28 protein-coding genes and 2 pseudogenes are annotated in these 26,210 nt (G+C 69.3%); 19 read left to right on the forward strand and 11 right to left on the reverse strand.

All coding sequences use genetic code 11. The features are described from left to right. The first annotated feature begins 107 nt into the window (after positions 1–107). Positions 108–359: a hypothetical protein gene (locus DK389_RS10425; RefSeq protein ID WP_109889394.1), complete on the forward strand. Its 252-nt coding sequence runs from the start codon at positions 108–110 to the stop codon at positions 357–359. Positions 360–493: 134 nt separating this feature from the next. On the opposite strand, the gene DK389_RS35580 is transcribed toward DK389_RS10425, so the two are convergent. The 3 genes from DK389_RS35580 to DK389_RS10435 all read right to left on the reverse strand — a co-directional run bounded on the left by DK389_RS35580 (position 494) and on the right by DK389_RS10435 (position 2,370). Then, positions 494–961 (reverse strand): EAL domain-containing protein, encoded by a 468-nt coding sequence (locus DK389_RS35580; RefSeq protein ID WP_250645686.1) that lies wholly within the window; start codon positions 959–961, stop codon positions 494–496. Next, the gene (locus DK389_RS35585) at positions 955–1,755 is read right to left on the reverse strand and encodes an EAL domain-containing protein (RefSeq protein WP_250645687.1); all 801 of its coding nucleotides are present in this window, start codon (positions 1,753–1,755) and stop codon (positions 955–957) included. The genes DK389_RS35580 and DK389_RS35585 overlap by 7 nt, the downstream gene beginning before the upstream one ends. A 231-nt stretch (positions 1,756–1,986) precedes the next feature. After that, positions 1,987–2,370 carry a DUF3307 domain-containing protein gene (locus tag DK389_RS10435; RefSeq protein WP_236960797.1) on the reverse strand — a complete coding sequence of 128 codons (384 nt, stop codon included), beginning with the start codon at positions 2,368–2,370 and terminating at the stop codon, positions 1,987–1,989. 333 nt (positions 2,371–2,703) lie between these two features. Here DK389_RS10435 and cynS point away from each other — a divergent pair, with 333 nt between their 5' ends. Both cynS and DK389_RS10445 read left to right on the forward strand, forming a co-directional pair. Then, positions 2,704–3,192 carry a cyanase gene (cynS, locus tag DK389_RS10440; RefSeq protein WP_109889396.1) on the forward strand — a complete coding sequence of 163 codons (489 nt, stop codon included), beginning with the start codon at positions 2,704–2,706 and terminating at the stop codon, positions 3,190–3,192. A 110-nt stretch (positions 3,193–3,302) separates the two neighbouring features. After that, the gene (locus DK389_RS10445; RefSeq protein ID WP_109889398.1) at positions 3,303–3,701 is read left to right on the forward strand and encodes a DoxX family protein; all 399 of its coding nucleotides are present in this window, start codon (positions 3,303–3,305) and stop codon (positions 3,699–3,701) included. Between the two features lie 4 nt (positions 3,702–3,705). On the opposite strand, the gene DK389_RS10450 is transcribed toward DK389_RS10445, so the two are convergent. The 3 genes from DK389_RS10450 to DK389_RS10460 form a co-directional block, all read right to left on the reverse strand. Further along, entirely contained in the window at positions 3,706–5,592 is a 1,887-nt protein-coding gene (locus DK389_RS10450) for an HAD family hydrolase (protein WP_109889400.1), read from the reverse strand. Between the two features lie 2 nt (positions 5,593–5,594). Next, complete coding sequence (locus tag DK389_RS10455) at positions 5,595–7,859, reverse strand: glycosyltransferase family 2 protein (protein ID WP_109889402.1); 2,265 nt, start codon at positions 7,857–7,859, stop codon at positions 5,595–5,597. 134 nt (positions 7,860–7,993) lie between these two features. Continuing rightward, on the reverse strand, positions 7,994–9,391 hold the full coding sequence (locus tag DK389_RS10460; protein WP_109889404.1) for a M20/M25/M40 family metallo-hydrolase: 1,398 nt from the start codon (positions 9,389–9,391) through the stop codon (positions 7,994–7,996). Positions 9,392–9,690: 299 nt separating this feature from the next. On the opposite strand from DK389_RS10460, the gene DK389_RS10465 reads away from it, so the two are divergent. From DK389_RS10465 to DK389_RS33375, 10 genes and pseudogenes are all read left to right on the forward strand, one after another. Next, positions 9,691–10,209: a (2Fe-2S)-binding protein gene (locus tag DK389_RS10465; protein WP_109889406.1), complete on the forward strand. Its 519-nt coding sequence runs from the start codon at positions 9,691–9,693 to the stop codon at positions 10,207–10,209. After that, the gene (locus DK389_RS10470; RefSeq protein ID WP_109889408.1) at positions 10,206–11,219 is read left to right on the forward strand and encodes an FAD binding domain-containing protein; all 1,014 of its coding nucleotides are present in this window, start codon (positions 10,206–10,208) and stop codon (positions 11,217–11,219) included. Before DK389_RS10465 ends, DK389_RS10470 begins: the two co-directional genes overlap by 4 nt. Positions 11,220–11,233: 14 nt before the next feature. Then, positions 11,234–13,469, forward strand: a pseudogene (locus tag DK389_RS10475) (xanthine dehydrogenase family protein molybdopterin-binding subunit). Between the two features lie 78 nt (positions 13,470–13,547). Beyond that, a pseudogene (locus tag DK389_RS10480) lies at positions 13,548–14,344 on the forward strand (nucleotidyltransferase family protein). 19 nt (positions 14,345–14,363) lie between these two features. Then, on the forward strand, positions 14,364–15,083 hold the full coding sequence (locus DK389_RS10485) for a metallophosphoesterase family protein (protein WP_109889409.1): 720 nt from the start codon (positions 14,364–14,366) through the stop codon (positions 15,081–15,083). A 78-nt stretch (positions 15,084–15,161) separates the two neighbouring features. Beyond that, positions 15,162–15,530 (forward strand): fluoride efflux transporter CrcB, encoded by a 369-nt coding sequence (gene crcB / locus DK389_RS10490; protein WP_109889411.1) that lies wholly within the window; start codon positions 15,162–15,164, stop codon positions 15,528–15,530. 12 nt (positions 15,531–15,542) lie between these two features. Next, a complete protein-coding gene (locus tag DK389_RS10495; RefSeq protein ID WP_109889413.1) occupies positions 15,543–15,980 on the forward strand; it encodes an EamA family transporter in 438 nt (145 codons plus the stop codon). 224 nt (positions 15,981–16,204) lie between these two features. Then, positions 16,205–16,360: a hypothetical protein gene (locus DK389_RS32270; protein WP_162560603.1), complete on the forward strand. Its 156-nt coding sequence runs from the start codon at positions 16,205–16,207 to the stop codon at positions 16,358–16,360. After that, positions 16,357–16,689 (forward strand): hypothetical protein, encoded by a 333-nt coding sequence (locus DK389_RS10500; protein ID WP_418292023.1) that lies wholly within the window; start codon positions 16,357–16,359, stop codon positions 16,687–16,689. The genes DK389_RS32270 and DK389_RS10500 overlap by 4 nt, the downstream gene beginning before the upstream one ends. A gap of 72 nt (positions 16,690–16,761) precedes the next feature. Further along, positions 16,762–16,929 carry a hypothetical protein gene (locus tag DK389_RS33375; protein WP_194075182.1) on the forward strand — a complete coding sequence of 56 codons (168 nt, stop codon included), beginning with the start codon at positions 16,762–16,764 and terminating at the stop codon, positions 16,927–16,929. Between the two features lie 24 nt (positions 16,930–16,953). Here DK389_RS33375 and DK389_RS10505 read toward each other — a convergent pair whose 3' ends face one another. After that, positions 16,954–17,778, reverse strand: coding sequence for an FTR1 family protein (locus DK389_RS10505; RefSeq protein ID WP_109889415.1), 825 nt, complete (start codon positions 17,776–17,778; stop codon positions 16,954–16,956). A 512-nt stretch (positions 17,779–18,290) separates the two neighbouring features. On the opposite strand from DK389_RS10505, the gene DK389_RS35235 reads away from it, so the two are divergent. Further along, the gene (locus DK389_RS35235) at positions 18,291–18,413 is read left to right on the forward strand and encodes a hypothetical protein (protein ID WP_335645539.1); all 123 of its coding nucleotides are present in this window, start codon (positions 18,291–18,293) and stop codon (positions 18,411–18,413) included. Positions 18,414–18,584: 171 nt separating this feature from the next. Beyond that, the gene (locus DK389_RS10510) at positions 18,585–19,049 is read left to right on the forward strand and encodes a hypothetical protein (protein ID WP_109889417.1); all 465 of its coding nucleotides are present in this window, start codon (positions 18,585–18,587) and stop codon (positions 19,047–19,049) included. On the opposite strand, the gene DK389_RS10515 is transcribed toward DK389_RS10510, so the two are convergent. Next, positions 19,024–19,434 (reverse strand): hypothetical protein, encoded by a 411-nt coding sequence (locus tag DK389_RS10515; RefSeq protein WP_109889419.1) that lies wholly within the window; start codon positions 19,432–19,434, stop codon positions 19,024–19,026. The two genes, DK389_RS10510 and DK389_RS10515, sit on opposite strands and share 26 nt — an antisense overlap. Before the next feature lie 109 nt (positions 19,435–19,543). On the opposite strand from DK389_RS10515, the gene DK389_RS10520 reads away from it, so the two are divergent. After that, the gene (locus DK389_RS10520; protein ID WP_109889420.1) at positions 19,544–20,440 is read left to right on the forward strand and encodes a GGDEF domain-containing protein; all 897 of its coding nucleotides are present in this window, start codon (positions 19,544–19,546) and stop codon (positions 20,438–20,440) included. Between the two features lie 373 nt (positions 20,441–20,813). Continuing rightward, positions 20,814–21,491, forward strand: coding sequence for a LuxR C-terminal-related transcriptional regulator (locus DK389_RS10525; protein ID WP_109889422.1), 678 nt, complete (start codon positions 20,814–20,816; stop codon positions 21,489–21,491). A 23-nt stretch (positions 21,492–21,514) separates the two neighbouring features. On the opposite strand, the gene DK389_RS10530 is transcribed toward DK389_RS10525, so the two are convergent. Together DK389_RS10530 and DK389_RS10535 are read right to left on the reverse strand one after the other, a co-directional pair. Continuing rightward, a complete protein-coding gene (locus DK389_RS10530) occupies positions 21,515–22,930 on the reverse strand; it encodes a cytochrome ubiquinol oxidase subunit I (RefSeq protein ID WP_109889424.1) in 1,416 nt (471 codons plus the stop codon). Positions 22,931–23,083: 153 nt separating this feature from the next. Next, positions 23,084–24,310, reverse strand: coding sequence for a DNA topoisomerase IB (locus tag DK389_RS10535; RefSeq protein WP_109889426.1), 1,227 nt, complete (start codon positions 24,308–24,310; stop codon positions 23,084–23,086). A 110-nt stretch (positions 24,311–24,420) separates the two neighbouring features. Between DK389_RS10535 and DK389_RS10540 the strand changes: the two genes are divergently transcribed. Together DK389_RS10540 and DK389_RS10545 are read left to right on the forward strand one after the other, a co-directional pair. Further along, the gene (locus DK389_RS10540) at positions 24,421–25,062 is read left to right on the forward strand and encodes a glycosyltransferase family protein (RefSeq protein ID WP_109889428.1); all 642 of its coding nucleotides are present in this window, start codon (positions 24,421–24,423) and stop codon (positions 25,060–25,062) included. Continuing rightward, entirely contained in the window at positions 25,059–25,727 is a 669-nt protein-coding gene (locus tag DK389_RS10545; protein WP_109889430.1) for a class I SAM-dependent methyltransferase, read from the forward strand. Before DK389_RS10540 ends, DK389_RS10545 begins: the two co-directional genes overlap by 4 nt. Before the next feature lie 77 nt (positions 25,728–25,804). Here the strand turns inward: DK389_RS10545 and DK389_RS10550 are convergent, their stop codons facing one another. After that, positions 25,805–26,017, reverse strand: a complete 213-nt coding sequence (locus DK389_RS10550; RefSeq protein ID WP_109889431.1) for a hypothetical protein — start codon at positions 26,015–26,017, stop codon at positions 25,805–25,807. Positions 26,018–26,210 lie beyond the last annotated feature (193 nt).

Below are 26,210 nucleotides of genomic sequence, written 5' to 3' on the forward strand. Positions count from 1 at the left end.
CGGAGGCCCGCCGCGCGATCGACGCGCGATTGCCATCTCCGGAGCCGTCGCTTTCGGGGAAGAGACCGGGTGCCGCGCTCGGGGAACAGAGAAAAGGAATCTCGTTCGTGAGGAAATTCACCTTCGCCATTGCCCTCCTGGGTTCGCTCGGCACCGCGGGCCTCGCCACCTCTGCCTCCGCGGCTCCGGGCGCGCCGATGGGCGTGGCCGCCCCCGACGCGGTGACCCAGGTCTACATGACGCCAATGGAGCGCCGCATGATGGAGCGCCGCATGATGCGCCGGCACATGGAGCGCCGCATGATGCGCCGCGAGATGATGCGCCGTGATATGCGTCGGGACATGCGCCGCGGCATGTGAGCGGGCGCGCCGGTGCAGATCCGAGAGGGGGCCGAAAGGCCCCCTTTTTCATGGGCTGAGTCCGACCTTCGAAGCGTCGGGCCTCAGCTCTCCGTGTCGGGAGACGGAACCCATCCTGCCTGTCGGACGGCCCCTCAGGCGGCCGAGGCGCGAGGATCTGCGGCGTCGGCGCGGTTCCACGATCGGATCAGGGCGAGGGTCTCGGGCAGCGGCGCCGGGCGGCCGAACAGGTAGCCCTGGCCGTAGGCGCAGCCCATCCCCGCGAGCGCCAGCGCCTCGGCCGGCTCCTCGATGCCCTCGGCGACGGCCGGGATGCCGATCTCGTCGGCGAGCCGCAGGATGGTCTGGACGATCCGGTGGTCCCGCGGCTCGGAGAGCATCGCCCGCACGAAGGCCCGGTCGACCTTGAGGGTCGTGATCGGGAGCGTGCTCAGATAGCTCAGCGACGAGTAGCCGGTGCCGAAATCGTCGATCGCGATGCCCATCCCGCTGGCGCGGCAGCGCGTCAGTGCGTCGGCGGCGGTCACCGGATCGCGCATCAGCGTGCTCTCGGTGATCTCAAGCTTGAGGCTGCCCGCCGGGATTCCGCGGGTGGTCAGCATCTCGCAGACCATGCCGGAAAGGTCGCCCGGGCGAGGTCGTGGCCTGAAACGTTGATGCTGACGAAGAGCGGGCCCTCGACCGCGACGGCATTGCCCAAGCCCACCCGCATGATCTCGGGCAGGACGCGGCCGATCTCGGAGACGACCCAGGCCGTGATGTCGACGATGAGCCCGCTCTCCTCCGCGACGGCGATGAAGCCGCCGGGCAGGACGAGGCCGCGCTCCGGGTGGCGCCAGCGGATCAGCGCCTCGAAGCCGGCCAGAATGCCGGTGCCGAGCCGGACGATCGGCTGGAAAAAGAGCTCGAATTCCTGGCGGTCGAGGGCGCGGCGCAGCTCGCGCTCCAGCACGACGGCGGTGATCGCCGCATCGAAATCCGCCCGCGCCGCGGGCGACGGCGCGGCGGGCTGCGGCAGGTCGTGCCGGGCCGCGATGCCGTGCTCCCTGAGGAGGGTCACGGTTTCGCGATAGCGCGCCATCACGACGCCGAGGCAGAGGCGCAGCACCGGGTCGGATTCCGAAAGCCGCTGGCGGATCTGGGCCTCGCTCACGGGCACCAGTTCGCAATCCTCCAGGGCCCGCGCCGAGGCCGAGCGGGGATCGAAATCGAGGATCGCCATCTCGCCGAAGATCTCGCCGGGGCTGCGCAGGGCGAGCCGCACCTCGCCCCCGTCCCGCCGGAGGAAGATCTCGATGCGCCCGCGCGTGATCAGGTAGGCGTAATCGCCTGCGTCCCCTTCCTCGAAGAGGATCGTGCCGGCGCTGAGCGTGATGTGGGCGTAGGGGTCGTGCATGAGGTCTTCGCCTCGCCCGCCTCCAGGCGACAGCATTCCTCCTGGCACGGGCCCGTTAAACAAACCTCAAGCGCCCGCATCGAAGCGCGGCTCGATCACACGATTCCCGCGATGATCTTCTCTCGCGCGAAGAACGGCCCGACACGACAAATACAATTTGAAGCTGAATCTAGGAAAATGCTTTCGGGTCGGTTTCCGAGACCGCCAATCCGCCTATCGGGCATCGTCCCGCTACAGGCTGAGGAAGGAGGCCGCGAGCCCGAGATCCGTCAGCGCATGTAGCATCTGATCGAAGCCGAGGAGCCACCAGAACTGGACCTGACCCGGATTCCAGCGTGTGCGGCGGGAGATCACGCCCTTGGTCCGGTCGATGCAGAAATGGATCGCGAAGTCGACGAGGGCCAGCCACCAGAGCCGCGGCGCGACGACGAGGGCGATGCAGAGCGTCGCGAGGGCGTGGCAGGCGACGTGCGCAGAGAGGGGCAGGAGCCAGCCGTGCTCCTGCTCCTTCCCCCGCGCCATCCAGTCGGTCTGGAGCACGAAGTCGGCGATGTAGTGCTTGACGATCATGGTGCCGGCGAGCACCGCCATCGTCCAGACCGGGACCAGCGCCATCAGAACCCCGCATGCCGCGCCTCGACGACCGGCCCTTGAGCATGTTCCATGATCCAAGGATCATGGAACATGCTTCAACCTCTTGAGACAACGCATGTTCTTCACGCGAACCGGAATCCGCTTCGCTCGAACATGCGCTAGGCGAAACGCGTTCGTTTTCCATTAACCGCGCTGCGCGCAACCGGCCAATCCGGGGGCGGGTGCCGCACAGGCTGCGGTCGCCCGCGGCTTGGCACGCCGCTTGCCAATCCGGACCGTCGTGATCTGCCGGCACCGCGCCCGCATCCGGGAGCGCCTTCGACGCTCCCCGCGATCCTGAATCCCGGAGACCCCATGAAGCGCGCAGACCTCACTGAGAAGCTCCTCGACATCAAGCGCGAGAAGGGCTGGACCTGGAAGCACATCCAAGAGGAGATCGGCGGGATCTCGCCGATCCTGATCACGGCGGCCTGCCTGGGCCAGATGAAGCTGCCGAAGGCTCAGGCCGCCAAGGCCGCGGATCTGTTCGGCCTCTCGAAGGCCGAGGAGCGGATGCTGAACGAGGCGCCCTATCGCGGCTCGATCCCCCAGATGCCGCCGACGGACCCCCTGATCTACCGCTTCTACGAGCTGGTCATGGTCTACGGCACGACTTGGAAGGAGCTGATCCAGGAGGAGTTCGGCGACGGCATCATGTCGGCGATCGACTTCAACATGACGATGGAGCGCGAGCCCAACAACAAGGGCGACCGGGTCAAGCTCGCGATGTCGGGTAAGTTCCTGCCCTACAAGTACTACGGCAACGACGAGGGCGTGCCCGAATACGGCTTCAAGGAAGGTTAGTCGGGACGCCCTGTGCGTCCGCGCACGACCGAGGGCGGCGCTTGCTTGACATCGCGGTCCGTTCCGGGCCGCGATGCGGGCTCTCCTCCCTCACCGAGACGACACTCCCCATGGCAGCCCTTACCACCCGCCTCTCGGGGCTCGCGCCCTACGCGCTCGCCGCCCTCCGGATCATGGCGGGCCTGCTGTTCCTGGCCCACGGCTCGCAGAAGCTCCTCGGCATTCCGCCGCGCACGAACCCGGCGCCGGAGTTGCTCTCGCTGTTCGGGATCGGCGGCATCCTGGAGCTCGTCGGCGGCGCGCTCATCGTGCTCGGTCTCTTCACCCGTCCCGTCGCCCTTCTCCTCAGCGGCGAGATGGCGGTGGCCTACTTCATGTTCCACGCGCCGAAGAACTTCTTCCCGACCCTGAACGGGGGCGACGCGGCGATCCTGTTCTGCTTCGTCTTCCTCTACCTCGCGGCGGCCGGCCCCGGCGCCCTCAGCCTCGACGGGAGCCGCCGCATCTGAACGCTCAGCGCCCCGCCGCCCTCAGGGCGGCGAGGCCTGCCGGCCAGGAATCGCCTCGGGCGGCGCCCCGGGCCTTCAGCGAGGCGGCGTAGTTCGTGAAGAGCACGCTGCTGCCCCAGCTGTCGAAATTATGGATCGACCCGATCACCTCGGCCTCGGCCGGGCTCGGGGCGCGGGCCAGCCGCAGGAGGGGCGCGGTGAGCGCGGGAACCGTGAGATCCACGGGCAGATCCTTCAGGTCCGCGACGAGACGCTCGAGATCGGCCACCGCGGCCTGGATGCCCGCATCGACTTCCGCCGCGATCCCGGGCAGGCGCGGGTCCGCTCCGCGGCCGGGATCTTCCGCGAAGGCGACGCTGCCGTCCTCACCGAGGTCGGCGCCGATGATCGAGCCGTGCGGCGCCGAGAAACACAGCTCCGCCACGACCCGGTTCGCGTAGAGATCCCGAATCGTCTCCGCCGAATGGGTCCGCTCCGTGATCAGCGCCTCCATGTCGAGGCCGGGCCGCTCGCGCCGGGCGTCCCGGTGCAGGCAGACGTAGTAACCTTTGACGCTCACGCCGAAGGTGGGCTCGGCGAAGCGCACGAATGCTGTCTGCGTACTGCCTTTCCAGCCGACATCGACGAGGCCGATTCGCATTCCGCTTCGCAGGCCCGCTTTGAGGCCGTAGGCGTGGAGACCCCGGCGACATTCGGTGCAGATCTGCAGGATGCGCCAGCGCATCACCCGCAGATACGACTCGAAGCGCTTGCGGTTGCCCCGCCCGTGGACGGTGCCGGCCCCGAGCCCGAGATCGGCGAGAAAGCCCTCGTCGGGCAGATCCAGGCCGATGCGCGCCGAGATGTCGGCGAGGCACAGCCCCTCTGCGCCCGAGAGCAGGAACGGGATGTTCTCCTCGAAATTGCGCTCCGTGATCGAGGCGAGGATGAGCAGAACCCGCGAGCACTTGAAGTAGAGGCTGGGCACGCCCGTCTTCGGCCAGAGACGGTGCAGCGTGAATCCATCCCGCGACAGGAACAGCAGGAGATCGATCCCGTCAGCTCGCGTGCGGGCCTCCAGCCAGCGCACGAGGGCGAGATGCGCCGGGCCGCCGGCCGCGTAGCCGAGGCGCCACCAGGGCGAGCGCTCCGTATGATAGGCGGCGAACCGCGAGACACCGGTGGCCAGCGAGTGGGCCGGGTCGGGGGCAACATCGCGCTCGGGCAGGTTCGCGACATAGTGGAACGTCGCGAACCCCATCTCGTCCCCGCGCCGGATGTCGGAGGCCGGGTTGTCGCCGATGTGGAGGATGCGCGCGGGCGCGAGCGCGAGATCCTGCGCCACCAGGGTGAACAGGGCGCCATGATCGCGCTTCGTCGCCTGACGCTCGGACGAGACGTAGGTCGCGTCGACCGCGATACCCTCCCGAGCGCAGAGTTCCTCGAAGAATGCGCGCGGGAGGTACATGTCCGAGTTGAGGACGCAGCGCTTCCCCATCTCGCGCGCGAGCCGCAGGACAGCCTCCATCTCGGGATTGAGGCGCAGCACCGCGAGCTCGATCTCCCACTCCGCGCGCTTCAAGGTCTCGGCCGGGACGCCGAGATCGGGCAGGCATTCGTAGATGCCGTCGAGGTCGATCTCCTGGCGCTCGCGCTCGTGCATGACCTGGAAGGCGCGGGTCTGTGCGGCCGTCCGGTGACGGTGGAAGTCCGGGATGCCGTAGCGGGCGCCGATGAGGTCGAACACGTCCTCCGGAGAGGCCAGCAATCGGACGAACAGGGTGTCGAACACGTCGAAGGAGACGGCCTCGGCCGCGGCGATCCGGTCGCGCAGGCGATCCGCGAGGGATCCTGCGGAGGTGGCCGGGGCCGGTGCTTGCGCGGGCCTCGCGAGGGTGGTGGCGAACGTCATGCTCAGACCGGGTTCGGCAGGAAGAGGCCGCTCAGGGGATTGAGGTTGCGGCTGTGGAACGGGTCGCGGGCGAGAAAGCCCGGATGGCGCGCGTAGAGGCGCATCATGTCCCGCCTGAGGCGCTCCCGCTTCTCGCGGCTCGCCTGGTCGTCCCCGCGGGTGACGGATTCGTGGTGGACGAGCCGGACGTTCTGGCAGACCACGTTGAAGTAGCCGGCCTCGACCAGCCGGAAGCACAGCTCGACGTCGTTGTAGGCGACGGGCAGCGTCTCATCGAAGCCGCCGACCGCCGCGAACTTGCGCCGCTCGATGGCGAGGCAGGCACCCGTGACGGCAATCCAGTCGAATTCGAGGGTGTTCCGGCCGAAATCAGCGACCTGATCGTCGTTGCGCCGGTAGAAGGCGTGGCCCGGCCCATCGTAGAGATTGACGATGCCGCAATGCTGGATCTTCCCGTCCGGGAAGAGGAGGCGTGCACCGACCGCCCCGACGTGGTCGCGCTGGGCGTAGCCGACGAGGCGCTCCAGCCAGTCCGGGCTCAGGATCTCGGTGTCGTCGTTCAGGAAGAGCAGGATCTCGCCGCGTGCCGTCCGCGCGCCGAGATTGTTGATCGCCGAATAGTTGAAGGGGCGCGGGTCCGACAGGATCGTGACGGCGTCGAGCCTGCGCAATTCCTCGAGGGCCTTCAGCGCCGGGCGTTGCGTGCTGCCATTGTCGATCACGACGATCTCGAAGGACCGGTAGGTGCTGACCTTGAGGATCGAGTCGACGCAGCGGCGGAGCATCGCCGGATTGTCCTTCGACGGGATCACGATCGAAACCGTCGGCGTGCCGCGCGGGCTGTAATTGACACGGAACTGGCCCGGCATCGCGGCGACCGGCTCGACCGTGCCGGGAATCCCGCGGCGGGCGAGCGCCTCCTCCTTCAGGCGGCGCACGGAATCGTGGGCGTAGGGCTTGGCCGCCATGTCGGAGGCGAGCGAGCTCGGCAGGGTGCGCCAGTGGTAGAGCACCTTCGGCACGTGCGCGATCGCCGTCGTCCGCTCGGTCACCCGCAGGGTCAGGTCGTAATCCTGCGCACCCTCGAATCCCTGCCGCAGGCTGCCCGCCGCCTCGATCAGGCTGCGGCGCATGCAGGAGACGTGGCAGGTGTACATGATGCTCATCAGGGCATCGGGCGACCAGTCCGGCTTGAAGAACGGCATCGAGAACAGGCCCTCGCCGTCGATCTTGTCCTCGTCGCTGTAGACGAAGTCGGCCCCGGTCCGGTCGATGCAGAGGGCGAGCTCGTAGAGGCAGTCGGGGGTCAGCTCGTCGTCGTTGTCGAGGAACACGACGTAGTCGCCCGTGGCCTCGGCGAGCGCGGCGTTCGTCGTCGGCGCGATGCCCCGGTTGTGCGGGCTGAAGCGCACCTTGATGCGGGGATCGTCGATCGCTTCCAGCGCCGCCCGGGTCTCGGCCCTCGTGCTGCAATCGTCCACGAGGACGAGTTCCCAATCCGGGTACCACTGCGCCGCGACGGAGGCGATGGCCGCCTCCAGGAAGCGCCGCTCGACGTTGTAGACGGGCGTGACGATCGAGAAGAGCGGCCGCGCGCCGAGATGGGCGAGCCGCGCCTCGACGTCGTCGGGCCGGCGCGGAGGCACGTAGCAATAGGGCTGGACGCCCTTCTCGAAACGGTAGCGCGGGCGCTCGCCTCCCTCGGCCCGGTACGCGAGGCCGTTGAAGATCTGCCCCTTGGCGCCGGCGCTGGCCTCGGCCGTCGTCCGGACGTGGTGGGCGAAGGCCTGGGCCGCCGTGAGGCCGAGATCGGGATGGTTCTCCAGGTAGGCCTCGGGGTCGAAGTCCCGCGCCGGTCGCAGCCCGAGGCGCGCCCCCTCCGTGAGATAGTGGCGGAGCGCGCCTTCCGGCCCGTCGAGCCCGTGCTCGTTCGCGTACCAGACCGGATCGAACGACAGGTTCGGGCGCCGCCCCTCCGCCTCGCCGTACTCGGCGTAGTGAAGCAGCGGGTTGAAGCGCATCCGCTTCAGGTCGGGATGACCTTCGCAATAGAAGACCGGGTCGAAGAGCGGGTTCGGCCAAGGCGCGCTCTCGCGAAAGGCGCGGGCCATGAAGTGGCGTAGCGGCGCGCGGGTGCGGCCACCCTTCTGGCCGGCGTACCAGGCGGTGTCGAACAGTCCGGATGCGCGGATCTTCGCCTCGGCGGCGGCCCGGCGGCGGGCGGTTCGGCCGGTGAGAAGGGAGATCGCGGCGCGCAGAAGGGACAAGGCGGGTCATCCTCGGGGCCCGGCGCATCCTGCACCGGCCGGAGACGGGAAGGGCCGCGGGACGCGCGGCGGGGCGGGGTCTCGCGGCCCGCCCGATACACGATGGCGGGCGGGCGCGCCAAGCCGGGGCCGGCTCAGCCCCGCCTTCCGGCCTCGCCGAGGGCGGCGAGGATGCGGGCCCAGGAGCGGGTGCCTTTGTGGAAGCTCCGGAGGTCGTATTTCTCGTTCGGCGAGTGGATGCGATCGTCGTCGAGCCCGAAGCCGATCAGCAGGGTGTTGCGATCGAGGATGCGCTTGAAATCGCCGACGATCGGGATCGAGCCGCCCGCCCCCACCGTCACGGGAGGCACGCCCCACTCGGCCTCGAGCGCGGCGCGGGCCGTCTCCAGTTCCGGCATGTCGAAGGGCAGGCTGATCGCCCGCGAGCCCTTGTAGCAGATCACCTCGACCGAGCAGTCGGCGGGCACCCGCTCGCGCACGTAGGCCTCGAAGGTCCTGGCCAGCACCTCCGGGTCCTGATCGTCCACGAGGCGGAAGGAGACCTTGGCGCTCGCCTCACCGGCGATCACGGTCTTCGTCCCCTCCCCCGTGTAGCCGCCGATGATTCCGTTGGCGTCGCAGGCGGGCCGCGACTGGATCTGCTCGATCAGCATCCGCCCCCGCTCGCCGGCCGGCTCCTTCAGGCCGATCGGCCCGAGGAATTTTTCCGGGCTGAGATCGAGGCCGCGCCACTGCTCCAAGATCTCGGGCGGCGTCTCGCGCACGCCCTCGTAGAAGCCCGGCAGGGTGACGCGCCCATCCGCGTCGTGGAGCCCCGCGATGATGCGGGCGAGGACATGGATCGGGTTGGCCGCCGCGCCCCCGAAGAAACCCGAATGCAGGTCGCGGTCGGCGCAGCGGACCTTCACCTCGAAATAGGCGAGTCCCCGCAGCGAGGTGGTGATGGCCGGCGTGCCCGCGTTCCACATGCTGGTGTCGCAGACGAGGACGATGTCGGCGCCGAGCCTGTCGCGGTTCTCCGCGACCCATTCGGGCAAGCCCTGCGAGCCGTTCTCCTCGGCGCCCTCGACCAAGATGGTGACGCCGCAGGGAAGCTCGCCCGCCATCGCCTTCCAGGCCCGGCAGGCCTCGACGAAGGTCATCACCTGTCCCTTGTCGTCGGAGGCGCCGCGGGCGACGATCCGCTTGGCGCCGTCGGGCCCTTCGGCGATCCGCGGCTCGAAGGGCGGCGTCTCCCAGAGATCGAGGGGATCGACCGGCTGCACGTCGTAATGGCCGTAGAACAGGACGTGAGGGGCGCCCGGCTTCGGCGCGTGGGCGAGCACGACCGGGTGGAGCGACGTCTCGCTGATCGCGGTCTCGAAGCCGAGGGCGTCGAGGGTGCCGGCGAGCCACTGCGCGGCCCGGCGGCACTCGCCCGCATAGGCCGGGTCCGTCGAGATCGAGGGGATCCGCAGGAATTCGAACAAGCGATCGAGCGCGTTGTCGAGGTCGCGGTCGATGTCGTTGAGGATCGGGTCGAGCGCAGCCATCGGTCCATCCTTCGTCGAGGGCCCCGCGCCGCGGTCCGGCCGGGAACGGGAACCGCGCTAGCGTTAGCCGAGCCCGGCCGGAAACGGAATCGCCGCCGTCGATAACCGGACGTTGCAGCCGCGTCGCGGTACGACCTGGGAACAGCGGCACCTTGGAACGGTTATCGAGTGGCCTCGGGCAGGGCGCGCCTTCGCGCGGCTCCAGGCCATGCCCGGCCGCCCAGCGCGGCGCGCGGTCTCTCGAATTCCGACCGGCCCGCAATCCGGCGCGGCCGGCCTCAAGCCATGTGGGACGTCCCATGCTCATCGAAAGCGGTTCGCCCGTCGCCGCGGACACGAGGGTCGAGATCAGCCTCACCATCAACGGCGAGGCGCGCCAGCTGCAGGTCGCGCCCTGGACCACCCTCCTCGACCTCCTGCGCGAGCAGCTCGACCTCACCGGCACCAAGAAGGGCTGCGACCACGGCCAGTGCGGCGCCTGCACGGTGCTCGTGAACGGTACCCGGGTGAATTCCTGCCTCGCCCTCGCGGTCATGAAGGACGGGGCCGAGATCACCACCGTCGAGGGTCTCGCGAAGCTCAGCGGCGGCAACGGGCTGCATCCGCTCCAGGAGGCGTTCGTCGCGCACGACGCCTTCCAGTGCGGTTACTGCACCCCGGGCCAGCTCTGCTCGGCCGCGGGCGTGCTCTCCGAGGGTCACGCCAAGTCCCGAGACGAGATCCGCGAGGCGATGAGCGGCAACATCTGCCGGTGCGGCGCCTACACCAACATCGTCGATGCCATCGAGGACGTGATGCAGTCGGGAGCCCAGGGATGAACCGCTTCGATTACGTCCGCGCCGGCACGGTCGAGGAGGCCGTGCAAGCAATCGCCTCGGGCGCCAACGCGCGCTTCATCGCCGGCGGCACCAACCTCGTCGACCTGATGAAGTACAACGTTGAGCGGCCGGGCCGCCTGGTCGACATCACGCGCCTGCCCCTCGACCGTATCGAGGAACAGGACGGGGGCCTGCGCATCGGCGCCCTCGTGACGAATGCCGCCGTCGCCTACGACGGGCGGGTCGAGGACCGCTACCCGGTCCTGTCGAGCGCGATCCTCGCCGGCGCCACGGGTCAGTTGCGCAACGCCGCGACCACCGGCGGCAACCTGCTGCAGCGGACCCGCTGTTACTACTTCTACGACGAGGGCACACCCTGCAACAAACGCCTGCCGGGCTCGGGTTGCGGAGCCATCGGCGGCGTCAACCGCATCCACGCGATCTTCGGCACGAGCGATCAGTGCATCGCCACGCACCCCTCCGACATGTGCGTGGCGCTCGCGGCACTCGAAGCCACGGTGCGGGTCGCCGGTCCTTCGGGCGAGCGCACGATTCCGCTCTCCGAGTTCCACCGCCTGCCGGGCGACGAGCCGGAGCGCGACACCACGCTCGGCGCCGACGAGATCGTCCTCTCCGTCGACCTGCCGGCGGAGGGCTTCGCCGGGCATCACACCTACCTGAAGCTGAGGGACCGCCTGTCCTACGCCTTCGCCCTCGTCTCGGTCGCCGCGGTGATGGAACTTGAGGGCAAGACCATCAAGGCGGCGCGCTTCGCCCTCGGCGGCGTCGCCCACAAGCCCTGGCGCAACGAGGAGGCCGAGAGGATGCTGCTGGGCAAGCCCGCCACCCGCGAGACCTTCTCGGCCGCCGCCGACCGGGTCGTCTCAGAGGCCAAGCCCCAGTCCGAGAACGGCTTCAAGGTCGAGCTCGCCCGCCGCGCCATCGTGCGCGCCCTGGAGCAGGCCGCCGCCGGCACGCCCCAGTCGCAATCCGACAAGCGCATCGCCTGAAGGTGAGAGAGTCCATGGCCAGCAGCCCCGAAACCTATTTCGGCACCGCCCTCAGCCGCGTCGACGGTCCCGCCAAGGTCACCGGACAGGCCAAATACGCCGGCGAGTTCGAGGCGCCCGATCTCGCCCACGGCTACGTGGTCTCCTCCGCGATCACCCGGGGCAAGATCGCGCAGATCCAGACCGCCGAAGCCGAGGCCGTGCCCGGCGTGATCAAGGTGTTCACCCACGAGAATCGGCCGCGCACGGCCTGGCTCGACTACAATTACCAGGACGCGGTGGCGCCGCCCGGCTCGCCGTTCCGGGCGCTCTACGACGAGAAGATCCACTTCAGCGGTCAGCCGGTCGCCCTCGTCGTCGCCGAGGATTTCGAGACGGCGCGCTACGCCGCATCCCTCGTCAAGCTCGCCTACGAGGCGGAGGAGCCCGAGACCGACGTCGTGCGTCAGCGCGACCTCTCCTACACGCCGCCGATGAAGCGGGCCGGCATCAAGCCGCCGCCGGAGCCGTGGGGGACGCGGACGCGGCCTTCGACGGTGCGCCGGTCAAGCTGCGCCAGGAGTATCGCCACGCGATCGAATTCCACAACCCGATGGAGCCGCACGCCTCGACCGTAGTCTGGGAGGGCGACGGGCACCTTACCGTCTACGACAAGATCCAGGGTGTCTCGAACAGCCAGGGCTATCTCACCGGCGTGTTCGGATTGAAGAAGGACGAGGTCCGGGTGCTCAACCCCTATCTCGGCGGCGGCTTCGGCTCGGGGCTGCGGCCGCAATACCAGCTCTTCCTCGCCGTTATGGCCGCACGGGAGCTGGAGCGCTCGGTTCGGGTGACGCTGACCCGCGACCAGATGTTCACCTTCACCCACCGTCCCGACGTGCTGCAGACCGTCTCCCTCGGTGCCGACGCGGACGGTGCCCTCAAGGCCCTGCGGCACGACGCGGTCTCGGGCACCTCGCGCTTCGAGGATTACCAGGAGGTCGTCGTCAACTGGGCGGCCATCCTCTACAAGTGCGAGAACGTCGCCCTCACCTACAAGCTGACCCATCTCGACCTGCCGACCCCGGCGACATGCGGGCGCCGGGCGCGGTGACCGGCGTCTTCGCCCTCGAGATCGCGATGGACGAGCTCGCCTACGCGACGGGCCAGGACCCGATCGCGCTGAGGCTCAAGAACTACAGCGAGATGGACCAGACGGAGGGCAAGCCCTTCGGCTCTAAGGCATTGCGGGCCTGCTTCGAGCAGGGCGCCGAGCGTTTCGGCTGGGCCAAGCGCTCGCCCGAGCCCCGCTCCATGCGGGAGGGCAAGGAACTCGTCGGCTGGGGCATGGCGACGGGCGTCTGGGAATCGCTGATGCAGAAGTCGAGCGCGCAGGCGACGCTGACCGCCGACGGCAAGCTCGTGGTCGGCAACTCGACCGGCGACATCGGCACCGGCACCTACACCATCCTGACCCAGATCGCTGCCGACGCGCTCGGCCTCAGGATGGAGGACGTGACGACGAAGCTCGGCGACACGGCGCTCGCCGAGGCGCCGGTGGCGGGCGGCTCCTGGACGGCGGCCTCCTCCGGCACCGCCGTGATGAAGGCCTGCCGCACCATCGCGAGCCAAGTCTTCACGATGGCGCGCCGGATGGATCACTCGCCGCTCGCCAACGTCGATCTCGACCGCGTCGTGTTCCGCGACGGCCGCATCGCGGTGGCCGACGACCCGTCCCGCAGCGTCTCGCTCGTCGAGGCGATGAAGGCCGGCGGTGTCGACAAGGTCGAGGCCACGGAATCGGCGGGGCCGGATTCGAGCCACCAGAAGGAGTTCTCGGCCTACACGCACTCGGCGATTTTCGCCGAAGTGAAGATCGACGAGGAACTGGGCCAAGTGCGCGTCACCCGCGTCGTCAGCGCCATCGCGGCGGGCCGGGTCATCAACCCGAAGACCGCCCGCAGCCAGATCCTCGGCGGTGTCGTGATGGGGATCGGCGGTGCGCTGGAGGAGGAGGCGATGCTCGACCAGCGCCTCGGCCGGATCATGAACCACAATCTCGGCGAGTATCACGTGCCGGTCCACGCCGACATCCACGACATCGACGTGATCTTCGTCGACGAGGTGGACAAGGCGAACCCGATGGGGGTGAAGGGCCTCGGCGAGATCGGCATCGTCGGCACGATGGCGGCGGTCGCCAACGCGGTCTTCCACGCCACCGGCAAGCGCATCCGGGAACTGCCGATCACGATCGACAAGATCATCGGCTGAGGTCGAAACATCCCCCTCTCCTCGCGGGGAGGGGATCTCTCCCGGGATCAAACCTCCGCCGTCCCGCGTTCCGGTCCCATGCTCCCGCCCGACTCGCAGGCCACGGAACACCTTCCCACCGTCGATGCCAAGGCTGAGCCGACGCTCGCCCACCCGGAGGCCGAAGGGTTCTACACCGAGGCGATCCGGAGCCTGACCGAATCCGGCCTTCCCTTCCTCCTCGCCGGCACCTTCGCGGTGAGCGCCTACACCGGCATCGTGCGCGAGACGAAGGACCTCGACATCTTCTGCAAGGCGGGGGATTGGCCGCGCATCCTCGCCCACTTCCAGGATCTGGGATACCGGGTCGAGATCGAGGACGAGCGCTGGCTCGGCAAGGTCTTCAAGGACGGTCACTTCTTCGACGTGATCTTCGCCTCACCGAGCGGTTCGACGCCGGTGACGGAAGGCTGGATGGAGCATGCGAGGCTGACGGAGGCGTTTGGCCTGCCGATCCGCATCGTCGGGCCGACCGAGCTCGTCTTCTCCAAGTCCTTCATCAAGCTGCGCCACCGCTACGACGGGCGGACGTCGCGCACGTCCTCCTGAAGACCCATGCCGAGATCGACTGGATGCGGCTGCTCGCCTATCTCGAGGTGCACTGGGAGCTGCTGCTCGTTCATCTCCTCAGCTTCCGCTGGATCTACCCGACGGAGCGCGACCACATCCCCGCCTGGCTCCTCGACGAGCTGCTCGATCGCCTCGCCAAGCAGCGTGCCCTGCCGCCGCCGCAGATGAAGATCTGCCGCGGGCGCATGCTCTCGCGCATCGACTACGAGATCGACGTGAAGGAATGGGGCTTCGCGGATGTCGGCGGTGAGGGCGATTGGCGCTGAGGACGAGAGGAGAGACGGCATGACGGATTCGGGCCGCCTGCGCGTGGCGGCGATCGGCGACCTCCACGTCAAGGAGGATGCCGTCGCGTCCTACCGCGACCTGTTCGGCGAGATCTCCCGCGAGGCGGACGTGCTGGTGATCGCGGGTGATCTCACCGATCTCGGCAAGCCGCGGGAGGCGGAGCTCTTAGCCGAGGACTTACGCGCCTGCTCGATCCCCGTCGTCGCCGTGCTCGGCAACCACGATTACGAGAGCGACTGCGCCGAGGAGGTCGCCCGTATCCTGCGCCAGGGCGGCATGCGCCTGCTCGACGGGCAGAGCACCGAGATCGAGGGCGTCGGCTTCGTCGGCGTGAAGGGGTTCGTCGGCGGTTTCGGCCGGCGGATGCTCGGCTCCTTCGGCGAACCCGCCATCAAGGCGATCGTGGCCGAGAGCGTCAACGAGACGATCCGCCTGGAGAACGCCATGCGGCAGGTGCGCAGCGAGCGCGCCCTCGTCGTGCTGCATTACGCGCCGATCCCTGAGACCGTCGCCGGCGAGCCGCCCGAGATCTTCCCCTTCCTCGGCAGTTCGCGCCTCGCCGAGACCATCGACCGTTTCCGCGTGAGCGCGGTCGTCCACGGCCACGCCCATCGCGGCGCCTACGAGGGGCGCACGCCCGGCGGCGCGCCGGTCTACAACGTGGCCCTGCACATCGAGAAGCCGAACGGTCGCCCCTACGCGCTCCTGGAGATCTGAGCGCGACCGGCGGTGTCGGGCTTGATAGACCCGGGCGTCCTGCGTAAGCGCGGCACGGGCGGCGGAGGCTTCGACCGGATGAACTATCTCCTCGTGTTCCTCGGCGCCGGCCTCGGCGGCATGGCCCGCCACGGGGTCAACCTCGCCGCGCTCCGGGCAGGTTCCGACTTTCCCTATGGCACCCTCGTCATCAACGTCCTCGGCTCGGTGCTGATGGGCGTGCTCACGGGTTGGTTCGCCCTGCGCGGCGGGGCACTGGGGGCGCGGCTGTTCCTGGCGACCGGCGTGCTCGGCGGCTTCACCACCTTCTCGACCTACTCGCTGGAGGCGGTCGTCCTCCTGGAGCGGGGCGCTGTCGGCGCGGCGCTCCTCTACATTCTCGGCTCGGTGCTGCTCGGCCTCGGCGGCCTGTTCCTCGGCCTCCTGGCGATGCGGGCGATCCTGTAGGGCCGGCGCCCCGTGGGCCCGCTCCTCGAATCCTGGCGCTTCTGGGCGCTCCTCGCCGCAGCCTTCGCTGCCGCCACCGCGATCCTCGCCAAGGTCGGCGTCACCGGGGTCAGTGCGGATGCCGCCACCTTCGTGCGCACCGCCGTGGTTCTGCTCCTGACCGGCGCCATCCTGGCCGTGACGGGACAGGTGCAGGGGCTCGGCAGCCTGTCCGGCCGAAGCCTCGTCTTCCTCGTCCTGTCGGGGCTCGCCACCGGCGCCTCCTGGCTCTGCTACTTCCGGGCGCTATCCCTCGGCGACGCGGCCCGTGTGGCGCCGATCGACAAGCTGAGCGTCGTGCTGGTGGCCCTGTTCGGCGCGCTCTTCCTCGGCGAATCGCTCTCGTTCCTCAGCTGGATCGGCGTCGGGCTGATCGCGGCGGGCGCGATGCTCGTCGCCTTTGCGGGCTGAGGCACCGGGCTATCGGAGCGGTTCATCGTGCCGCGTGGAACCATCCAAGCCGCGCGCATGCCTGCGGGTTTCGCCGTTGATGGAACGAATCCAATTTGAAGCGACTGTAAACTGTCGATCTCCCCAAACTTAAATGATTTCTAATCTTTCTCGATTCGCTTGATTACTCGGGCCAACACTGTCCATCTGTCTTCGCGGCGCCGCGATGCGCGAAGGAGACCAGGATGGCACGGGCCCTGAACCTGATACGAGGCTGCGCGCGGCTCGCGTGGTGGGACGGCTCCTGCCTCGACATGCGCCTGCACCGCCTCACCGACCTGATCGATTTCGTCGCCACGAGCCCCGCGCCGGTCCCCGCGCGCCGGGAGGTGCGCCGGTGACGATCGTGGCGAGGGAGGCCGCGCCCTGCTGCGCGGAAGAGGAGCGACGGCTCAGCAAGCTCGAACAGGCCCTGCTGCGCACATTCTGGCAGAGCCTCGGGAACGATCCGCTGCCGCCGATGACGGCGCTTGAGGCGGCGGCACGGGTGGTGGGCATCCTCTATGCGCAGGTGGCCCGCGCCCACGAGGGGCCGAATGGCTGCCGCTGCGGCTGGGAGCCCGATCCCGACAGTGACCTGATCGTGCTGGAGGCGAACCTCGCCGCCGCGCTGCTGGCGCCCGAGCGCGGACCCGATCTCGCGCGGATGCCGGCGGCGGGCCGCGCCTGAGAACCCTACACGATTTACTCACCCCTTCCGGGCGATGATGGAGGCGATTCAGGACCGCTCCGGAGACCTCGGATGGACGGCTTCTATCGCGGCGTCGAGGCGTCGCTCCTCGTCCTCAGCCTCGCCCTCGGCATCGGCGCCATCGCCGTGCATCCGCGGGAGCGTCCGCCCGAGCCCGCGCAGATCTCCGTGACGCTGCCGATGCTCTCCGTGACGGCGGATGGTGCGCGCCCGAACTGAGGGCGCGCCGTCCGGCCGACACGCTCAGGACAGGGCCTGCGCCGCTTTGGCCTTGCCGTCCGACGCCCGGCCCGACTTGCGGACCGAGAGCAGGGTCAGGCAGAGGATGGCTGCGACCACGAGGGCGCCCTGGACGCCGAGCGCTTCCCAGCTGCCGTTGAAGCCGAGATCGGTCACGAGTTCCGGCACGCCGTCATTGTGCACGGACACGATCGTCTGCTCCTGCATCTCCTGCAGGGCCTGACCGACGAGGCGCAGGCCCATCACGAACAGGAAGGCGGAGGTGATCAGGAACATCGGCCGCAGCGGCAGGCGCAGCGCCAGCCACTGCATGGCGACGAACATCGCCGTGAGCGCCACCGTCGCGACGGCGAGGCCGCCCAGCAGCGAGCCGTCGAAGCCGTTCGCCGTCCGCGCCAGCGCGTGCAGGAACAGCACGGTCTCGGCGCCCTCACGGAACACGGCCAGGAAGGCGATGCCGGCGAGCGACAGGACGGTGCCCGCGCCGAGCGCCCGCTCGGCCATCCGGTTCAGGTCCGCCTGCCAGGCCCTCGGATCCTGCCGCAGGAACAGCCAGCCGCTCATGTAGAACATCAGAGCAGCGGCGAGCAGCATCACCGCCGCCTCGACGAGGTCGTTGTGGTTGCCGTCGTAGTAGGTCTCGAAGACCCAGGCCATCGCGAGACTGGCGAGTGCTGCCGCGGCCGCACCGGCATACAGCGGGGTGATCTTCTCGGGCGCACCCGCCCGCCGCAGGAAGGCAGCCAGCGCCGCGATGACCAGAAGTGCCTCCAATCCCTCGCGGAACAGGATCGTGAAGGCCTGAACGAACGTCGATCCGTCCGCCATGATGAGACTCCAGTTTAGAAGTGTTCGAATGAGATGCGGGCAGGCCCAAACCTGTCGCATCGAAGCTTAGAAGCGTTCTTAAGAAGGACGATTCACGAGTCAGATCTGAGAAAGATCGAGGATCTGCTTTCCGCGCCCTGACTAGTACCGCGCGGGCGTTGCGGCAAGACGATTGCACGCGGCGCAGGGGCGCGGGGCTTGCACGAACTCCGGCCGCCGATCGCAGCAAGGGCCGTACGCCGCCTTCACGGGCGCGTGAACGAAAGCCGAAAAGTCCTGCAACCGAATGGCCCCGTCGCGAATTACCGATCCAGACAGGCAGCAGTACGCCGCTGTACAATCCAGAAACGTAGGACGCGCCGTCATCGGCGTGCGAGCAGAACGATGATTCTGAAGAAAACCGCTGTGTCCGCGATCCTGGCCGCCTCTGTTCTGCTCGGGGAGAGTCGGGGGCACTCGCCGCTCCGGCGGCGGACCAGAGCCCGACCCGCGTCGCCGACGCGAGCCAGACCGTGCGGCCCGTCGCTTCGGTGACCGAGGGCGAGGATGATACGGCCAATTGCAGCCGCTCCCGCCGCCGCCTCTGGGTCGAGGGCGAAGGCTGGATCGTCCGGCGCGTCACCACCTGCCGTTGAACCGACGCCCGATCCACTGAGCGCCGGAGCCCCGCGTCCACCGCGGGGTTTTTCATGGGTCGAGCCCCCCACTCCTACGCACTCTGCGCGGCTGGCTGCTGCGGGCGCGCGGAACGAGGCTGCGCCGTACGGGTTTCCCGGATTGCTGTCGTCGCGTCGGAGCGTTGCCGCATGCCCTCGAACTCTCGCGCCCGTCTCGTAGCCGCTACCGCCCTCGGCCTCGCGCTCGCCGGGCCCGCCCTCGCGGACCCCTATCGGGAGGGCGGCGTCATCGTCGGATACGGCAATGCCGGATATGGCGGCGCCTACGGCTTCGCGGATGGCCTGGTCGGAGGCTCCTATATCGGCGCCCCCTTCACCCGGGTGCCGCGCCCGAGCGAGATCGTGCCGGCCCCCTGGACCTACGGCACCTACGGCGTGCCGACCTTCTCCGGCAAGCGCCAAGCCCCGGTCGGCGAGCCGACACTCTACGTGATCGACGCGCCCGCCGCCCGCTCCAGAGTCTCGGGCAGAACGACGCCGGCCAAGTCGCGGATCCAGTCTCGCGCGCGAGACGGACAATGGTCGCGGCTCGATTCCGGCGCGGCCTCAGCGGGCGGTGTCCGCGTGATCACCGTCTCCGTCCCCCGCCGCTGACCGGATCGTCGGGCTCAGCCGCCTCGAATTTGAGGCCGGCGTACCACGCGGCGTAGCCGGTGCTGCGCGCGAGACGCCGATTCTCGTCCGGCGCACCGTCCCGCCACCAGACCGGACCGCGCTCGCCGAGCCCGACCTTCGCGGCGTCGACCGCGCTCCGTGCCGCCGCGAGCTTGGCGGAGGCCTGCGCCTCGCCCCGTCGCTGCGCCGCCTTGGCATCCCGTACGGCCCGGCGTGCCGCCATCAGCGCGTGCACCAGCGCCTCGCGGCGCTCCTCGGCCAGATCCGGATTCGCGCGGCGCCAGAGGCGACCCCGCACCACGATGTAGCGACCGTCGGGCGTGACGGGCGCAGGGCCTCCCGCTCGCCGAGGGAATTCATCCACCGACACGTACTCCTGAGTTGCGAACCCGGATCGGGATGCTCGCCCTTCGCGACAAATTAAGACTTGGCGCCCAAGATCGACCCATTCGCTCGCATCGAGTCCTGCTCCCATGCACATCGTCATCGTCGATTCGAGCCGCGTCGTGCTCAAGATCGTCGCTGGACTGCTCGAACCGCGCGGGTATCAGGTCGACGCCTTCACGGATTCCGAGGAAGCCCTGGCCTTCCTCACGCACACGGCCACGGTGCGGGTGCTGATCACCAGCCTCGAAGTACGCCCCTTGAGCGGGCTGGAACTGTGCTGGTCCGCCCGGCTTCTCGCCGAGGCCCGCCGCCCCCTCTACGTGATCACGATGTCCTCGGCCCGGAATGCCCGCAATCTCGCCGAAGCCCTCGACAGCGGCGCCGACGACTTCATCGAGAAGCCGCCGGGCGCCGAGGAGTTGCACGCGCGCCTGCGCGCCGCCGAGCGGCTCACCACCATGCAGGACGAATTGATCCGTCTCGCGGAGACGGACCCGCTTACCGGCCTGCTCAACCGCCGCGCCTTCTTCGCGCGCATCCAGGCGGCGGCCGACCGGGTCGGCAATCACGGCCGGATGTCCGCGATCCTCGTCGACATCGACCATTTCAAGCGGATCAACGACGAGCACGGCCACGATGTCGGCGACGCGGCGATCCAGGCCGTGGCGCGCCTTCTCAGCGGCGAGGGCATCGCTGGGCGTCTCGGCGGCGAGGAATTCGCCCTCGCGCTGCCGAACCGCTCCCTGGAGGAGGGCGAGGCCCATGCCGGGCGCCTGCGCCTTCTCGCCCGCGACCTGCGCATCCGCGGCAGCCGTGGCCCGGTGCGCCTCACCTGCAGCTTCGGCGTGAGCTGCTGGACCGAGGGTGAGACCGTGGCGGGCCTGCTCAAGCGGGCCGACATCGCGCTCTACGAGGCGAAATCCACGGGCCGCGACCGCGTGGTCTCCGCCGAGACCGAACTCGTCCTGGCGCGCGCCGGCTGAGCGGACGAGGCCCCCTCCCGCGGCTGCGGCACCGGTGTGCGAGGCTCGCCGAGGCGCCGGGATCCGGGTGCTCCTGCCCCGACGGGATCGGGCTCGTCCGAATTCAGAAGCCCGAAACGGTATCGTCAGCGGTCCGCGAGGAGTCCTCGCGCAGACCGCGCCACGTTGTTCGCGATCACCGGCATGATTCGGAACAGGGGCCGTTAAAGATTCTGTTTCTTTGCGGCACAGCGTTCTTCCTGCACCGGCGCAGAATCCGAATTTCACGCACACTTAACCATTTTGAACCCGCCTAAACCCCTGGAATGACTCTTGAAATACCCCCTCCAACCCGGCGAATCTGTTTCGAGCCGGGATCGAAGGGGTGACCGGGATGAGTCGAGCAGTGGGAGTTCTGGTGGTGGACGGCCCCCAGGAGGTGTGTCCGACCTTTCGTGCGACGCTGGAGCATCTGCCCGCCGTCCACACGATCGGCGAGGCGGACTTGGCGACGGCCGATCCCCACAACACGGTCGCCCTCGTCTTCGTGGACGGCCGCGCCGCCGATGCGGTGGCCCGCGTCACGGGCCTGCGGGAGCGGCTGCCGGCGCTTCGGACGCTCATCGCCTTCGAGGCCCTGACGGCCCCGGATCTGAACACCCTGCTGGAGGCGGGCGCCGATGGCTTCGTGGCCCGCTCCGCCTCCCCGCATTCGATCTGCACGGCATTGCTGGCCCTCGTCGAGGGGGCGGCCTCCCTCGCCGAAGCCCGCGAGATTCCGGCTCCCGAAGCGCCCGACGCCCTTGGGCTGACGCCCCGCGAGGCCGAGGTGCTGCGCTTCCTCAGCGCCGGCTTCAGCAACAAGGAGGTGGCCCGCCGCCTCACCCTCAGCGTGCGCACGGTGGAGACGCACCGGCTCAACCTGCGCCGCAAGACCCAGACCGGGCGACTCAAGGATCTCGTGTCGCTCGCCCGTCAGCTCGGCCTCTCGCCCGTCGTCGACAGCGACACCGCGCGCCGCCTGGGCGACGGCGCGCGCATCACCAGCCCGGACGGGGCCGCCCGCCACTGAGGGCAGCCCGGCTTGGCCGTGGCTCAGGCCGGGTTCGGCTTCAGGTCCTCGTTGACGGCCGAGAGCGGGCGCTTGGGCTTGCGGGAGACGTCGTCCCCGCGCACCGCCTCTTCCAGCGGCTCCGGACCTTTGCGCAGGAGCTTGGCGAGGTAGTAGCTGCCGAAGCCGAAGATGATCGTGTAGGCGATCAGGAAGGCGACGAGCGAGGTGGTCACGGCCTGGGCGGTCAGCGGCGAGTGAGCGTCCGCAGTCCGCAACTGACCGTAGACGATGTAGGGCTGGCGGCCGATCTCGGCCGTGAACCAGCCGAACAGCACCGCGCCGAAGCCCGAGGGCGTCATTATCATGGCGCAGGTGAGGAAGGTGCGGTTCGTGTAGAGGGTGCCGCGCCAGCGCAGGTACAGGCTCCACAGGCTCAGGCCCAGCATCGCCATGCCGATCGCGACCATGATGCGGAACGAGTAGAAGACCGGCCAGACCGGGGGCCGCTCGTCGGGCTTTACGTCCTTGAGGCCCGGCACCACGCCGGAGAAATCGTGCGTGAGGATGAAGCTGCCGAGCTTCGGGATGCCGATCTCGAAATCGTTGCGCTCTTCCTTCTCGTTCGGGATCGCGAACAGGAGGAGCGGCATGTCCTTCTGCGTCTCCCAGTTCGCCTCGATCGCCGCGAGCTTCGTCGGCTGCAGCTTGAGCACGGCGAGCCCGTGCGCATCGCCGATGAAGATCTGGAGCGGCGTGCAGATCACCGCGAACCACAGCGCCATCGAGAGCGAGAGCCGGGCGCCCGCCACCTTGGCCGGTGGCTCCTTGCGGCCGCGCAGGATCATCCAGGCCGACATGCCCGCAACCGCGAAGGCGGTGGTGAGGAAGCAGCCGAGCACCATGTGGGCGTAGCGGATCGGGAAGGAGGGGTTGAAGATCACCTTCAGCCAGTCGGTCGCCACCGCGCGGCCGTTCTCGACGACGAAGCCCGCGGGCGTCTGCATCCAGGAATTGGCCGACAGGATCCAGAAGGCCGAGATCAGGGTGCCGAGCGCCACCATGCAGGTCGAGAGGAAGTGCAGGCGGTCGCCCACCCGCTCCCAGCCGAACAGCATGATCCCGAGGAAGCCCGCCTCCAGGAAGAAGGCGGTGATGACCTCGTACTGGATCAAGGGCCCGAGCACGTTGCCGGTGAAGTCGGAGTAGCGCGACCAGTTCGTGCCAAGCTGGTAGCTCATCACGATCCCGGAGACGACGCCGAGGCCGAAGGACACGGCGAAGGCCTTCACCCAGAACTGGTAGAGGTTCCGGTACATCGGGTTGCCGGTCCACAGCCACTGCGCCTCGAGCCGCGCGAGAAAGCTCGCGAGCCCGATCGTGAAGGCCGGGAAGATGATGTGGAACGCCATGGTGAACCCGAACTGGATGCGCGAGAGCATGAGCGCGTCGAGTTCCATGGTGCGTGTCTCCTGGCCCGGCCCCCTGGAGGGCTTCTGAGAGCGAAGTAAACGACGTTTGTGCAGTTGGCATCAAGAGCGGGACGCGCGCCACCGTGCCCGCTCGGGGGAGGACGCGTCGCGCCGGCCCGCGTCAGGTCCGTTGTCGGATGCTCAGGCGCTCGCCGCGGCTCCGGCCCCCTGCGCCGTGCCCCGCCGTGCGCGGGCCGCAACACCCTTCCCGGCCCGCCCCGTCCTGCTCGCCCGCTTGGCCGGCCTGCGGGCCTCGGCGCGTCCCTGATCGTCTCCGTCCGGGCGCCCCTTCGCCGCCTCCAGGCGGGTGCGCAGCAGGCTCAGCACGGCCGCCTCCTCGGGCTTCAGCCGGTTGAGATCCTCGCAGAGCTCGGTCTCGACCGCATCCTGGATCTGCAGGAGGAGGTCGCCCTCGAGATAACCGTCGAGGATCTGCGGGTGGATGTAGCACTTGCGGCAGATGGTCGGCGTGTTGCCGAGGCGGGCGGCCACCGACTCGATCGCCGTGCGGACGTTCTTCTTGGCCTTGGCCTGACTGTCGAAGGTCTCGAATTCCTGCAGAGCGAGCGCCGCCAGCACCGTGCCGGCCCAGGTGCGGAAATCCTTGGCGGTGATGTCCTGCCCCGTGATCTCGCGCAGGTACGCGTTGACATCCGCCGAGGTGACGTCGCGCCGCTCGCCCGCCTCGTCGATGTACTGGAAGAGCTCCTGGCCGGGCAGATCCTGGCAGGCCTTGACGATGCGCGCGATGCGCCGGTCCTTCACCGACAGGTTCCAGGTCTTGCCGCTCTTGCCCTTGAAACGGAAGGTGAGGTCCGAGCCCTCGATCCGCACGTGCGGATCGCGCAGGGTGGTGAGGCCGTAGCTCTTGTTCGCGCGGGCGTAATCGTCGTTGCCGACCCGGATCAGGGTGCTCTCCAGGAGATGCACCACGGTGGCGAGCACCTTCTCGCGCGGCAGCCCGGCGCGGCGCATGTCCTGATCGATGCGCGCCCGGATGCCGGGCAGCGCGCCGGCGAAGGCCATGATGTGGCTGAACTTGCTCGACTCCCGCGCCTCCCGGAAATCGGGATGATAGCGGTACTGCTTGCGCCCCTTGGCGTCGCGGCCTGTGGCCTGGATGTGGCCGTTCGCACGCGGGCAGATCCAGACCTCGGTGTAGGCGGGCGGAATCGCCAGCGAGCGGATGCGGGCGAGGGTCTTCGCGTCGCGCACCGGCTGGCCCTTGGCGTCCCGGTAGCTGAAGCCCTTTCCGCTCTTCCGGCGCGTCAGTCCCGGCATGCCGTCGTCGACGTAGCGCAGGCCGGCCTCCTCGGCCGCCTCCCGCGGATCGGCGACCCCGCCGCACTCGTCCCCGTCCGAGGCCATGGAACGCGTCCTCCACACTGGTCGAGCGTCAACCGGGCACGCGGGCGGCCTGTTCCGGGCCCGGCAATCGGCCGCACACGGACGGGGCGGGCCATGCTAAAGCCAGCCCCATGACCGACCTCCCCTCGCCCGAGCCGCGCGCCGATTCCGCTCCGCCCGTGCCGATGCGGCGCCTCGTGCTCGTGGCCCCGGACGACCGGCTCTTCGCCGAGCGCTACCGGTGGCTGACCGGGATCGCCGCCGGGGCGGGCCTCTCCGTCTTCGTGGCGACGCGCGCCGGCCCGCATCAGGGGGCGATCGAGGCGGGGGGCGCCCGCGTCGTGTCGCTCGGCGACGAGGGCTCGGGGATCAATCCGATGACGGCCGGCTACGCGGCGGGGCAGCTCGCCGCGGCCCTGAAAGGCCTCAAGGCCGACATCGTCCACGCGATCGGCCCGCGCGGCATCCTCGTCGGGGGCACGGCGGCGGCGATGGCAGGGGTCGATGCGCGGATCTACACGCCGGCCGGCTTCGGGGCTCTGGGTCGGCGGAGCGGCGCGGCCGGCCGCCTCGCCCGAGCCGGGTTCGGCCGCCTGATCCGGGGCCCTCTCGCCACGCGCCGCACCCGGTTCCTCCTCGAGGAAGCGGCCGAGGCGCGGGCGCTCGGCCTCGACCCCCTCGACACGGGCGTGACCCTGCTCTCGGGCAGCCTCGCGGACGAGCCCGCGAGGGCGTCGGTCGCTCACCTGTACGCGGGACTGCTCACCGCATGAGCGCGCCGATCCGGCCCGAGGAGGCCCTCGCCTTCATCAGGGCCGAGACCTGCCTGCGACCGGTGCCGCACGCGCCCGAAATCGTGCTCCACGTCGCCGACGAGGCGACCGAACTCTGGCAGAGGACCGAGGAGGAACTGGCCGAGATCGGCCTGCCGCCGCCCTTCTGGGCCTTCGCCTGGGCAGGGGGCCAGGCGCTCGCCCGCTATCTCCTCGACCATCCGGAGATCGCCGTGGGACGACAGGTGCTCGACTTCGCCTCGGGCTCGGGCCTCGTCGCGATCGCGGCGGCCAAGGCCGGCGCGGCGCACGTGACCGCGACCGATCTCGATCCCTTCGCGATCCCCGCGATCGGCCTCAACGCCGCGGCGAACGGCGTCGCCGACCGGATCACGGCGATCGAGATCGATCTCGTCGGCACGCGGCCGGGCGCTGGCCTCGTCCTCGCCGCCGACATCTTCTACGAGCGCGACCTCGCCGCCCGCGTCGGCGACTGGCTCTCCGAACTCGAGGCCGGCGGAGCCGCGGTGCTGATCGGCGATCCCGGCCGATCCTACCTGCCCCGGGACCGCCTCGACGTCGTCGCGACCTACGAGGTGCCGGTGACGCGGGCGCTGGAGGATTCGGAGATCAAGCGCTCCAGCGTCTGGCGTTTCCGCGCCTGATCCCGTTTCGGCCCGGACATGAAAAAGCCCCGCCGGGATCGGCGGGGCTCGCTTCCGAGCGGATGGGTTGCGGTCGCTCAGGCGGCGACGCGCGCACCCGCGGCCAGGGTGTTCTCGTTGACCGGCCGGACGGCGGCCTTGGCGGAGGCGGGCGCGTTCTCGGCGACGGCGGCAAGCTCGCCGGCAGCGAGGATTCCGGCCTTCGGGGTCAGGCGGTCGGCCAGGAAGGCAACCAGAGCGACGTTGACGGCGCCGACGGCGATCGCGGCGGTGATGACGAGAGAGAGCATCGTGGACATCCCGTGTGGTGTTTGCGTTGCAGCATTTATGGCACCGCACAACACTCTTTGGCATGCCAGATGCCACACGCCACATATTCGCGGTTTGCATGCCTCGCCTCCTGAATGACCCGAGACCCCACATTTCTGCATTATGGTTCCCGCAGAACAGTGTCCGCTCGCGCTATTCTGCACCCTCGCAGGC

The sequence above is a fragment of the Methylobacterium durans genome, assembly GCF_003173715.1.
Taxonomy (GTDB): domain Bacteria; phylum Pseudomonadota; class Alphaproteobacteria; order Rhizobiales; family Beijerinckiaceae; genus Methylobacterium; species Methylobacterium durans.

Coding starts and splice junctions, on each gene's coding strand:
- DK389_RS35580 (WP_250645686.1), bottom strand. CDS start 961: ATGCTGACCACCCGCGGAATCCCGGCGGGCAGCCTCAAGCTTGAGATC.
- DK389_RS35585 (WP_250645687.1), bottom strand. CDS start 1,755: ATGCACGACCCCTACGCCCACATCACGCTCAGCGCCGGCACGATCCTC.
- DK389_RS10435 (WP_236960797.1), bottom strand. CDS start 2,370: ATGGCGCTGGTCCCGGTCTGGACGATGGCGGTGCTCGCCGGCACCATG.
- cynS (WP_109889396.1), top strand. CDS start 2,704: ATGAAGCGCGCAGACCTCACTGAGAAGCTCCTCGACATCAAGCGCGAG.
- DK389_RS10445 (WP_109889398.1), top strand. CDS start 3,303: ATGGCAGCCCTTACCACCCGCCTCTCGGGGCTCGCGCCCTACGCGCTC.
- DK389_RS10450 (WP_109889400.1), bottom strand. CDS start 5,592: ATGACGTTCGCCACCACCCTCGCGAGGCCCGCGCAAGCACCGGCCCCG.
- DK389_RS10460 (WP_109889404.1), bottom strand. CDS start 9,391: ATGGCTGCGCTCGACCCGATCCTCAACGACATCGACCGCGACCTCGAC.
- DK389_RS10465 (WP_109889406.1), top strand. CDS start 9,691: ATGCTCATCGAAAGCGGTTCGCCCGTCGCCGCGGACACGAGGGTCGAG.
- DK389_RS10470 (WP_109889408.1), top strand. CDS start 10,206: ATGAACCGCTTCGATTACGTCCGCGCCGGCACGGTCGAGGAGGCCGTG.
- DK389_RS10485 (WP_109889409.1), top strand. CDS start 14,364: ATGACGGATTCGGGCCGCCTGCGCGTGGCGGCGATCGGCGACCTCCAC.
- crcB (WP_109889411.1), top strand. CDS start 15,162: ATGAACTATCTCCTCGTGTTCCTCGGCGCCGGCCTCGGCGGCATGGCC.
- DK389_RS32270 (WP_162560603.1), top strand. CDS start 16,205: ATGGCACGGGCCCTGAACCTGATACGAGGCTGCGCGCGGCTCGCGTGG.
- DK389_RS33375 (WP_194075182.1), top strand. CDS start 16,762: ATGGACGGCTTCTATCGCGGCGTCGAGGCGTCGCTCCTCGTCCTCAGC.
- DK389_RS10505 (WP_109889415.1), bottom strand. CDS start 17,778: ATGGCGGACGGATCGACGTTCGTTCAGGCCTTCACGATCCTGTTCCGC.
- DK389_RS10510 (WP_109889417.1), top strand. CDS start 18,585: ATGCCCTCGAACTCTCGCGCCCGTCTCGTAGCCGCTACCGCCCTCGGC.
- DK389_RS10520 (WP_109889420.1), top strand. CDS start 19,544: ATGCACATCGTCATCGTCGATTCGAGCCGCGTCGTGCTCAAGATCGTC.
- DK389_RS10525 (WP_109889422.1), top strand. CDS start 20,814: ATGAGTCGAGCAGTGGGAGTTCTGGTGGTGGACGGCCCCCAGGAGGTG.
- DK389_RS10530 (WP_109889424.1), bottom strand. CDS start 22,930: ATGGAACTCGACGCGCTCATGCTCTCGCGCATCCAGTTCGGGTTCACC.
- DK389_RS10535 (WP_109889426.1), bottom strand. CDS start 24,310: ATGGCCTCGGACGGGGACGAGTGCGGCGGGGTCGCCGATCCGCGGGAG.
- DK389_RS10540 (WP_109889428.1), top strand. CDS start 24,421: ATGACCGACCTCCCCTCGCCCGAGCCGCGCGCCGATTCCGCTCCGCCC.
- DK389_RS10545 (WP_109889430.1), top strand. CDS start 25,059: ATGAGCGCGCCGATCCGGCCCGAGGAGGCCCTCGCCTTCATCAGGGCC.
- DK389_RS10550 (WP_109889431.1), bottom strand. CDS start 26,017: ATGCTCTCTCTCGTCATCACCGCCGCGATCGCCGTCGGCGCCGTCAAC.